8 protein-coding genes are annotated in these 10,953 nt (G+C 55.4%); 1 reads left to right on the top strand and 7 read right to left on the bottom strand.

Annotation, left to right across the window (positions count from 1 at the left end; all coding sequences use genetic code 11):
- Positions 1-24 precede the first annotated feature (24 nt).
- A complete protein-coding gene (locus tag RBB76_RS11820; protein WP_429632749.1) occupies positions 25-645 on the top strand; it encodes an outer membrane beta-barrel protein in 621 nt (206 codons plus the stop codon).
- A gap of 27 nt (positions 646-672) precedes the next feature.
- Here RBB76_RS11820 and RBB76_RS11815 read toward each other — a convergent pair whose 3' ends face one another.
- From RBB76_RS11815 to RBB76_RS11785, 7 genes are all read right to left on the bottom strand, one after another.
- On the bottom strand, positions 673-3,225 hold the full coding sequence (locus tag RBB76_RS11815; RefSeq protein ID WP_429632747.1) for a glycoside hydrolase family 31 protein: 2,553 nt from the start codon (positions 3,223-3,225) through the stop codon (positions 673-675).
- A 295-nt stretch (positions 3,226-3,520) separates the two neighbouring features.
- Positions 3,521-4,093: a potassium-transporting ATPase subunit KdpC gene (kdpC, locus tag RBB76_RS11810; RefSeq protein WP_429632746.1), complete on the bottom strand. Its 573-nt coding sequence runs from the start codon at positions 4,091-4,093 to the stop codon at positions 3,521-3,523.
- An 8-nt stretch (positions 4,094-4,101) separates the two neighbouring features.
- A complete protein-coding gene (kdpB, locus tag RBB76_RS11805; protein ID WP_429632744.1) occupies positions 4,102-6,141 on the bottom strand; it encodes a potassium-transporting ATPase subunit KdpB in 2,040 nt (679 codons plus the stop codon).
- Between the two features lie 25 nt (positions 6,142-6,166).
- Complete coding sequence (kdpA, locus tag RBB76_RS11800) at positions 6,167-7,942, bottom strand: potassium-transporting ATPase subunit KdpA (RefSeq protein WP_429632742.1); 1,776 nt, start codon at positions 7,940-7,942, stop codon at positions 6,167-6,169.
- Positions 7,943-7,957: 15 nt separating this feature from the next.
- Entirely contained in the window at positions 7,958-8,044 is an 87-nt protein-coding gene (kdpF, locus tag RBB76_RS11795; RefSeq protein WP_353067705.1) for a K(+)-transporting ATPase subunit F, read from the bottom strand.
- Between the two features lie 506 nt (positions 8,045-8,550).
- On the bottom strand, positions 8,551-9,411 hold the full coding sequence (locus tag RBB76_RS11790; RefSeq protein WP_429632740.1) for a DUF1003 domain-containing protein: 861 nt from the start codon (positions 9,409-9,411) through the stop codon (positions 8,551-8,553).
- Between the two features lie 151 nt (positions 9,412-9,562).
- Positions 9,563-10,936 (bottom strand): sensor histidine kinase, encoded by a 1,374-nt coding sequence (locus RBB76_RS11785; RefSeq protein WP_429632738.1) that lies wholly within the window; start codon positions 10,934-10,936, stop codon positions 9,563-9,565.
- Positions 10,937-10,953 lie beyond the last annotated feature (17 nt).

The following is a 10,953-nucleotide window of genomic DNA, read 5'->3' as shown; positions in this document are numbered from 1 at the left end:
ATAAGCTTCAAGAGAGAACACCGCATGAGCAACAAAGCCTCCTCAAAGAAATTCGCGAAGCTGGCAGCAGATCTCCTCCCTGGACTTAAGATCTCTGCCCTGCTCTGCCTGATCACCTTCGCCGGTGTCCGCCTGCACGCCCAGGCTCTCCCCACCGCCACCAGCGCCGGAGTCCTTCAGGCTGGCGGCGAATTCAATTACGCAGACTCTGACTACGTTCCGCAAAAGATCAAAGGCGGCGGAGCCTACGTCAACTTCGACTTCAAATATCACTGGGGAATCGAAGCCGCGTTCCACCAGATCAACGACCCCGATCCCAGCACAAACATCTACGAACGCACTTTTGAAGTCGGCCCGCGCTACGTCCTGCACTTCCACAGAATCGAACCCTTCGCGAAGGGCATGTACGGACGCGGCATCTTCAACTATCCGGAAGTCCCCAGCCTCACCCCCGGCGGCCCTCCGCAAGGCAACGCAGCAAACCTCGCCTACAACATGGCCGCGGCCGGCGTAGGAGTCGACTATCGGCTTCTATACTCCGTCAACATCCGAGTGGAATATGAGTTTCAAAAATGGTTCGGCTTCCCGCCCAACGACCTCACCCCACAGGTCCTGGGAATCGGCGCCGCCTACCGCTTCCACTAGAACCCACGAAACATCAGCGAACGAAAACTACTTTGCACCGATCTCTAGCTCCCCGCCCTCCGCCTTCTCTGGCAGCGTGATGGTAAGCGAGTGCGCCGACTCTTGAAAGTGGAGCTTCGAAATCGTCTCCCCCGCATACGTAACCTTTCCCGGCGCAGACTTCCAATCGAAGATCGTCACCTCGACTTCATTCCACCACGGCTGAAAGCTTCCCTCCCGCGCTCCCACACGGAGACGCAGCCCGCCGTTCGCCGAATCGCAGCTATACTTCACGCGCAAAAAATCTTTCGCCTTGTACGCGAAGCTGATTCCATCATCCTGGTACAGCGAACCCTCGCACCCCTCCCCCGGATAAACCTTCAGCGTAAGCGGACCATCCGGTTTCTCCTGCGTGCTCTGCACCACTGGCGCGAACGGCAGAATCGATCCCGCCCGAACAAATACCGGCAACACATTCACCTCTGGCTTAATCTTCACCGACTGAAGCGCCCCAACTCCAAGCGCGGCGCCCGTACTGACCGCTACCGCTTCACGCGGCGCACTCGCAATCTTCGCCCCCGTCCAGTAGTCGTACCAGCCCACCGGCGGAAATGTCACCTGATAATCATCCGGGGCCTCGGGATAAGGAGCAGGCGCAATCAACAAATTCGCCCCCAGCATGAACTGATTCCCCGCATCGAGATCGAGCGGATGCTTATCCGCCGTCGCATCCGGAAACTCCAGAAACAGCGGCCGCATCATCGGCACACCAGTACGCGAATTCTCCTCCGCCAACGTGTACAGATACGGCATGAGCCGATATCGATCCTCAATATACCGCCGCCGAACCGCCTCCACCTCCGGACCACCAACCCACGGCTCCTGATCCGCAGTGAACTTCTCCGTATGATCCCGATAAATCGGATTAAACTCACCCACCTCAATCCACTTCGTCAACAAGTCCTGGGTAGACGAACCCGCATACCCTCCAATATCGTCACCCGCCATCGAAAACCCACTCAATCCTAGATTCAAAAGCATCGGCGTACTCATGCGAAGGTGATTCCATGTACTCGAATTATCGCCCGTCCACGTTGCCGCATAACGCTGGCCGCCCGCATACGTAGCACGCGTCAAAACAAACGGCCTCTGCTGCGGCTTCAACTTCAACAGCCCCTCATACGTCCCACGCGAGTTCTCCATCCCATAAACGTTGTGTATCTCCGCATGGCTCGCAGACCTCGGTAAAAATCCCGGCTCATCGATGCGATGCACCACATCCAGCGGCATCGTCTTCGAAGCCACTTCAAACACCGAAGGCTCGTTCATGTCATTCCAGAACCCGGCAACTCCCTCGTCATAGAACTGCTTATAAAGAGTTCCCCACCAATCCCGCGACTGCTTCCTCGTGAAGTCAGGAAAGACCGAAGGCCCCGGCCACACCTTACCCACGAAGACCGATCCATCCGGATTCTTCACAAAGTGATCTCCCGCAGCCCCCGAATCGTAAGGCGCATACCCTTGATTTGGCCGATCCGCAATATGAAGATCCGTAATCAACACCAGGTTGAAGTGTTTGTCCTTCAACTCCTCAACAAACTCAGGAAACTTCGGAAACGTCTTCTGGTTCACCGTGAAAGGCGCATTGCCCACCTGAAAGTCGATATCGAGATAGAGCGCATCGCACGGAATTCTGTCCGCACGCATACGATCCGCCACTTCACGCGCTCGCGCCTCAGTCATATACGAGTACCGCGACTGCTGAAAGCCAAGCGACCATCGTGGAGGCAGAGGCGTCAGGCCAGTCAACCACGCATACCCCTCCACCACCTGCTTCGGCTTCGGACCATAAATAAAGTAATAGTCAACCGGCCCGCCATCGGCGCCGAACGAGTAAGCATTCGCATCTTCTTTTCCGAAGTCGAAGCTCGTCCGCCACGTGTTGTCCAGAAACAAACCATACGATCTGCCGCCATTGTCCGCGAGAAAAAACGGAATCGCTTTGTACAAAGGATCGCTGCTCTCCTGAAAGCGATACTGATCCGTGTTCCACATTTGGTAAGCGCCGCCTCTGCGATCGAGCGGCCCCATCTTATCTCCCAGTCCGAAGTAATGCTCCTGCTCCGGCATCCGCTTATAAACTCTAAACCGGTCGCCATGAAACTCCACCGGCTCCGCATCCTGCAACAAAACCCCACCGCTTCTATCGCTGATCGTCAGGCGCGAGGTCGCCCGGTCCACCGACACCTCCAGCACCTTCGTCTGAAAACCAACTTTGTCTCCCTTCACTGCGTAGGTCGTCACCACCGAGCTCGTGCGAGCCCCCGCAAGCACAGCCCACGAAGCATCCTCAGACATCTTCTCCGCCTTCGAAACTCGAACGCGCAAAACATCCTCACGCAAGGCAGTAATCTCAATTCGCGCCTTGCCGTCTCTCACATCCACACCATTCGGCAGCGCCGTGGCACTGGTCACACGACCCAGAGAGATCAAATCCGAAGCTTCCGTCTTAACGCTCTGCGCCCGCAAATACGGCAGATTCACCACACAACAAGAAAGGCTTAAAGCCACAGCCAGATGTCCGAGTCGAGATTTGTGCATATTTTCTTTCAGCCTTCAAGAGCGAGAGTCTGGCTCGAAGAATGCTCGAGTCCCAAGGCAACATTATGCACTCCCGCCAGCCTTCACCTGCAGGAACCCTCCACCTTGCGCCACATCAAGCAACACTGTGCAGGATCATCTCCACGAAGAGAACCTACTCAGGTCCACCGTCCTTCGCCCTTCTTTCAACGAGTTACTGGATTCAATGAAAAGCCCCGGCGACGACCGAGGCTTTTCTTGCTTGTCTAACTTAGCTACCACCTTCCTGGGATCCCCCGATCGAAGTGACCCGACGCTATTTCGAAGGCGCCACTTCGTCGAGATCCATATTAAGCAGCAACACATTCACCCGCGGCTCCCCGAGGAACCCAAGCTGCCGTCCTTCGGTATGCTGCAACACCAGCCGCCGCACCGTATCCTCGCTCAAATGTCGCTCCCGCGCAACGCGGGCCACCTGAAACTCCGCACCAGCCGGCGTGATGTGAGGATCGAGACCCGACCCCGAAGACGTCACCAGGTCGATCGGCACAGCGACACCAGGATGATCGACCTGCAACGTCGCCACATCCCCGGTCACCCGGTCAACCAGCTTCTTATTCGTCGGTCCTAGATTCGATCCGCTCGAGTTTGCAGCATCGTACCCATTGCCTGCGGCCGAGGGACGCGAATGAAAGTACTGCGGAGCCGTAAACGACTGACCGATAATCCGAGACCCAACCAACTGCCCATTCTTGTAGATGAGCTGCCCGTTAGCCTTGTCATGAAACAGCACCTGCGCCAGCCCGGTCACGACAAACGGATAGACCAGACCGAACAGCACAGTAGTCACAACGGTATAAAGCACAGCGGTGATCAGATTGCGACGCATAAAATTCCTTACGCCAGATGAATGGCAGTGATGATGAGGTCGATGATCTTGATCCCGAGAAATGGAGCTACAAGGCCACCGACACCATAGATAAACAGATTGCGCTGCAGCAAAGACTCCGCCGACATAGCCTTATAACCAACGCCCCGCAGCGCCAGCGGAATCAACCCGACAATAATCAGCGCATTGAAGATCACCGCGGAGAGAATTGCAGACTCCGGTGTCTTTAGGTGCATGATGTTCAGCGCATTCAACACCGGGAACGTCGCCGCAAACATCGCGGGAATAATCGCAAAGTACTTCGCAACGTCATTCGCAATCGAGAACGTAGTCAGCGCGCCACGAGTCATCAGCAACTGCTTGCCGATCTCCACAATCTCGATCAGTTTCGTCGGGTTCGAGTCGAGATCGACCATATTTCCCGCCTCTTTCGCCGCCTGCGTTCCTGTGTTCATCGCAACACCCACATCGGCCTGAGCAAGCGCAGGAGCATCGTTCGTCCCGTCGCCAGTCATCGCGACCAGCTTGCCTTCAGCCTGCTCGCGGCGAATCAGATCCATCTTGTCCTTCGGCTTCGCCTCTGCCAGAAAGTCGTCAACTCCCGCCTCACGCGCGATAGCCGCCGCAGTCAGAGGATTGTCGCCCGTGATCATGATCGTCCGAATCCCCATCGACCGAAGCTGCGCGAACCGCTCCTTCATCCCACCCTTCACGATGTCCTTCAGATGAATCACGCCCAGCGCCTGCCGATTCTCAGCCACCACCAGCGGCGTCCCCCCGCTGCGAGCAACCGTCTCAACCGCCGCACGAACCTCGTCCGGCAAACTTCCTCCGTTCTCTTTCAAAAACGCAGCGATCGCATCCGTCGAACCCTTCCGAATAATTCGCCCATCAAGGTTCACTCCCGACATTCTCGTCACCGCGCTGAACGGCACAAACTCCGCCTGCAACTCACTCAACTCTCTCCCGCGAAGACCATACAACTCCTTCGCCAAGACCACAATACTTCGGCCCTCCGGTGTCTCATCCGGAAGCGAGGACAACTGCGCCGCATCTGCAAGCTGATCCTTGCTCACACCGGGCGCAGGAATAAACTCCGCAGCCTGACGATTGCCCAGCGTAATCGTTCCCGTCTTGTCTAGCAGCAGTGTGTTTACATCACCAGCTGCTTCCACGGCTCGCCCAGACATCGCCAGCACATTGTGCTGAACTAGACGATCCATCCCAGCAATCCCAATCGCCGAGAGCAAGCCGCCTATCGTCGTTGGAATGAGACACACCAGCAACGAGATCAGCACAAACACCGTCTGCGGCGCAGTGGAATAGATCGCAATAGGTTGAAGCGTCACAACCGCAAGCAGGAAGATGATCGTTAACCCGGCTAGCAAAATATTCAGAGCAATCTCGTTCGGCGTCTTCTGTCGCTCGGCACCCTCAACCAGCGCGATCATGCGATCAAGGAATGTCTCGCCAGGGTTCGATGTGACCCTCACCTTGATCTGGTCAGACAACACTCTCGTTCCACCAGTCACCGCCGACCGGTCTCCACCAGCCTCACGAATTACCGGCGCAGACTCACCCGTAATCGCCGACTCATCCACCGAGGCAACGCCCTCGATCACTTCACCATCGCCGGGAATCATATTACCGGCAACAACGAGAACCTGATCCCCGGCTCTTAGATGCGAACTGGGAACCTCCTCCGTGCTCCCATCCGCGCGAAGTCGCACTGCGGTCGTCTCCGACTTTGCACGCCGCAACGCATCGGCCTGGGCCTTTCCGCGGCCCTCCGCCATCGCCTCGGCAAAGTTTGCGAACAGTACCGTAAACCAGAGCCACAGCGTAATCTGCAAATCGAATTGAAATGAACCCCGATGCTGCAACGTGTCGCGCAGCAGATAGATCGTAGTAATCACGCTGCCGATCTCAACGACGAACATGACCGGGTTCTTCATCATCGTGCGCGGGCTTAGCTTGACTAAAGCGTCAATCAACGCGCGACGTACAATTTTGGTGTCCCATAGGGAGCGTTTGCGGGTATTTGCCATTGTTTGTCTGCTTTTCTCTTCTGGACTAGAAGCTTTTGCCAGCGTGCATCATTAAGTGCTCAAGAATAGGGCCGAGCGAGAGCGCGGGGAAGAAGGTAAGTGCCCCCACGATAACAACCACACCCACCAACAACACCGTAAAGAGAGGTGTATGCACAGGGAAGGTTCCTAGGGATGGCGGAACAAGCTTCTTCTTCGCAAGACTACCCGCGATAGCAAGCATCGGAACGATCATCAGGAATCGGCCGATCAACATCGCTGCGGTCAACGAAAGGTTATACCAATGCGTATTCGCATTGAGCCCTGCGAAAGCAGATCCGTTGTTTCCAGTCGCCGAGGTGTAGGCGTAGAGAATCTCTGAAAGACCATGCGGCCCGGCGTTCGCAAGGGAGGAGAGCCCAAGATTCGGCATCATGAGCGCCACTGCCGAAAAACCAAGGATCGAAAGCGGAAAAATGAGCACGTACAGCATGGCCATCTTCACGTCATAGGATTCGATCTTTTTTCCTAAATATTCCGGCGTCCGCCCCACCATCAACCCGGCAATAAAAACAGCCAGGACGACGAAGATCAGTATGCCATAGAGGCCGGCTCCCACACCACCGAAGATCACTTCACCCAGCATGATGTTCACCATCGGGACCAGGCCGCCCAGCGGCATGAAGGAATCGTGCGTCGAGTTCACCGCACCGCAACTGGCATCAGTTGTTACAGTCGCAAACAAAGCAGAATTGGCGACTCCGAAACGTACCTCTTTGCCTTCCATATTGCCGCCGGCCTGCGTTAGCGAAGCACGCTGGTCGACTGAGTGGAGAAGTGGGTTCGACTGTGCCTCTGCGTAGTACGCCACGAAGACGCCAACAAGAAAGAGCGTAGCCATCGCAGCAAAAACGGCCCAGCCATGCTTCGGCGCTCGCGTCATCCGTCCGAGAGTGACTGTTAGCCCAGCAGGTATCACAAAGATCGAGAACATCTGCATTAGGTTAGAGAGCGGCGTAGGGTTCTCAAACGGGTGAGCGCTGTTTGCATTGAAAAAACCTCCCCCGTTTGTTCCAAGCATCTTGATCGCCTCTTGCGAAGCAACCGGGCCTTGAGCAATACTCTGCGTTGTTAGGGTCTGCGTCACCGTCTTACCATCAGCACCAGTCGCGGTTGTAGTCTGCGACTGCACAAGCTTTGCCTGATCGTAAGGACGAAGATTCTGCACCACACCTTGAGAGATCAGAAGCAGGGAATAGATGAGACAGCCAGGCAACAAAACCCATAAGGATGCGCGTGTTGTATCGACCCAGAAATTTCCCAGCGTTTTAGACTCTCGTCTTGCAATTCCTCGAATGAGCGCAACGGCCAATGCCATGCCGGCTGCCGCCGAAAAGAAGTTATGGTAGGCAAGCGTGAGCATCTGGGTCAGATAGCTCATCGTCGTCTCAGGCACATACGACTGCCAGTTCGTATTCGTCGTGAAAGAGGCCGCGGTGTTCAACGCGAGATCTGGAGCCACAGCCGCGAGATGCTGAGGGTTGAGAGGCAACAAATGCTGCAGGCGCTCAATAGCATACGTTGCAAGCATCGTGACCAGGCTGAAGAGCAGCATGACGACTGCATACTCAGTCCATGCCATCTCATGTGTTTCGTCGACGCCGGTCATCCGATAAATCAGTCGCTCGATCGGGCGAAAAATAACGTCTGCCCGGGTCCGTTGATGCTCGAAGACGCGAGCCATATACAAACCCAGAGGCTTTGCACAGACCAGCACCAGTGCAAAAAAGAAGAAAATTTGGAACCAACCGTTCGCTGTCATGATAACTACTTCCTCTTAAAACTTTTCAGGGCGCAGCAGCGCATACACCAGGTAGATCAGTAACGATAGAGTTACAAGACCAAGCAGCAATGTCTCGATCATCCCTGTTTCTCCTTGATCCCCAACCGATCACACCCGATCGTGTAGCTGATCGCGATCAGGAAAAACAGCACGCTGGCACCTATACATCCCAAATCCCACATTGTCCTACCTCCAACCGGAAGTCTTACGTCCTAATCCACCACAGAGTCTCAGTCAGCCAACAAAATTGAGCCTCCAGCGCAGGACGAAAACTTCGCGCTTCCGCACGTTTCTTTATTCAAGCAGCCGATACGTAAAGAAGGTGTAGAAAGGTCGTAAAGAAGTCGTATGTGGCGCGGAGCCCGACAACCAGGGGAGCTGATCGCGTCCAGTCAAACCCTCGGCTTTGACCACACTCGCCTAGGCAACAGTCGGATGCTGGTGCCATGGGATCTTTGAGATCGCATTGGTCGGGTTCTCTATCACTTGCTGCAAAGTGGCATGTCCTTTGATCTGAACAGCGCCCATGGGCTGGTCGATCGCTTATGCGCTTCCATCAGCACCCCCCGGTCTGCATCCAATCGGCCCTACGGAACGCGATTGGGCTGATGATTCAGCTTTAGCTGGTCCCGCAACAGATCATCAACATCGCCGATTTTTTCCGTAAGAAGATTTAACTTGCTCGAAAGGTTTTGGATCTCAGATTCAGCACGAAGATTCACATCATAGTCCAACTCACCACGCACTCTGTCTTTCGTGTCCTGACGATTTTGGCTCATCATAATCACCGGCGCCTGGATAGCTGCCAGCATCGACAGAAATAAATTGAGCAAAATAAATGGATATGGGTCCCATGCCCTCCCCTTCAGAGCGATGTTCACAGAAGCATAGATCACAAGCGTAGCTCCAAATAAGATGATGAAAGTCCAGGACCCGCCAAATCGTGCAACAGAGTCGGCGATGCGATCACCAAAACTCATCTCCTCCTCAATCACGTCATTCGAATTGCGACTGGCCCGAAGCCGCACCAGTTCTTGTGACGCATGGAATTGACGGCTTACTACGGTTAGCATGTCCATTCCAGCCATTGGCTTCTGCCGCAGAAGCGCAGCGATATCGTCGCGGCTCACCTCCACGCAGGTCGTCTCTTCCATCGCCAAGGCCGTAGTTTGATGAGGCGTGTCCTCGAGCATCGAAGCAAAGCCAAAAAACTCACCATCGCGAGGCTCATCTACCAAAACTTCCTGATGATCTCGATCCACTGTCGTCACTCGCACAGTGCCCGACATCATCACATAAGCGTGTTTTCCGGGCTCACCCAACTTGTAGATCCGTTGCCGCGCAGCAAATTTTTTGACCTCAACCTGCGCCGCCAACACCGCTATCTCTTCATCGTCGAGCAGCGCAAAGAGAGGAATTTGTCTCAGCTCTTCGACTTTACAAGCCATCTTTCACCTCACTGTGATCCTGTGCTATTTTGCATGCGAAATGAACCGCTGCATATCCTCTTTCGATCCATCATCGTTAAAAGAACGACCCGGAACAAAGAAGGCTACCGACCTATGAGGTGACTTCTTGGACAATGCGGGAAGCGTTCGATCATCCTGCAATCGGCAATCTGAGTTCGGCTCTGCATCCACCGTGACCATCTCTACGATTCGCCAGTCGCACCGATCCGCGATGTGCCTGAGCAATCTGCTGCGCAAGAACCAGACCAACCCCCGTCCCACCTAGCTTGGTCGTATAAAACGGAACGAACAGGTTGTTCGGGTTGGTCAGCCCCGGGCCGTTGTCCAGTACCTCGATAATGACCTCTGAGCCTTCAGTACCCCATGCGATTTCTACGTGTGGTTCACCCTCACCAATTTGATCTGGACTCAGCGCAGCGTCGGCCGCATTGCGTACCAGATTAATCAGTGCTTGTTCAATATGGTCAGCATCCACCTGCACCACAACATCTGCCGCTCCTTCAACGGTCACGACGACCCGTCTCTCCAACAGGGCGACCCTTTGTGCCAAGGCCGCTACCGACACTGCCGCCAGTCGTGGTGCGGGCAGCCCCATCAACTGCCGATATGCCTGCAGAAACCGGTTCAGCGACTCCGCACGATTTTCGATAACCTCGAGGCCTCGCTCAAAGTCAACACTCTCACCAGTTGCATTGTTCAACGTAGCGATTCGTCCACGCAGACTCCCAGCAATCGACTTGATGGGCGTCAACGAATTGTTGATCTCATGGCCCAGAACGCGAATCAACCTCTCCCAGGCGAGCCGTTCCTCTTCCCTCAAGGCGGCGCTCACATCCGACAGCACGAACAGCGTATGCGGAATCCCTCGAAGCCGGAAGCCTGTTCTCTTCACGACCCACCGCACCGACTGCTGCCCGCTCCCCAGCGACATCACTTCCTCGTCCGCTACATCAAGAAGCTGTTCTAGATTCAACTCGGCCGCCGTGTGCCCAAGCGCTATCTGTACCTGCAGCCGGAACGCGCTCTCCCCCGCTGCATTCAGCAGCTTCAATCTTCCCTCGGGATCGAACGCTAGCACCGGAGATGGCATCGAACCCATAACCCGCTCGACCAGCGCCATGGCCTCTAATGCGCCTGCGCGTTGCGCCTGAAGCATCCCCGCGAGTCGATTGATCTCAAGTGCCAAGTCGCCCATCGCGTCATTTCTCCTGCCTCCTCGGGCCCTGAAAGAAAAATCGTCCTCCCGCAACGCCGCCACCACGTTCGCCAGCGTCTGCAGCGGCCGAATGATCTGCTCCATCAAAACGGATACCGCAAAGGCCCATCCAAGCGCGAGGCCAAGTAGAACGATAATCTGCAGAAGAGTTTCGACTGAATGTTGTCGTAGCTGAAGCCAGCACAGAAGCAGCAGCAATAACCCGGGAAGATAAAGCCACAGGCGTAGTCTCTTTTCAAAACTCAGCCGTCGCGCCGATCTCCCCAGCGGCATGCGGGTCCGCCTCACACTACCGCCGGATATCT

The sequence above is a fragment of the Tunturiibacter psychrotolerans genome (genome assembly GCF_051013365.1).
Lineage (GTDB): Bacteria > Acidobacteriota > Terriglobia > Terriglobales > Acidobacteriaceae > Edaphobacter > Edaphobacter psychrotolerans_A.
This window is presented reverse-complemented; position numbering and strand designations above follow the sequence as displayed.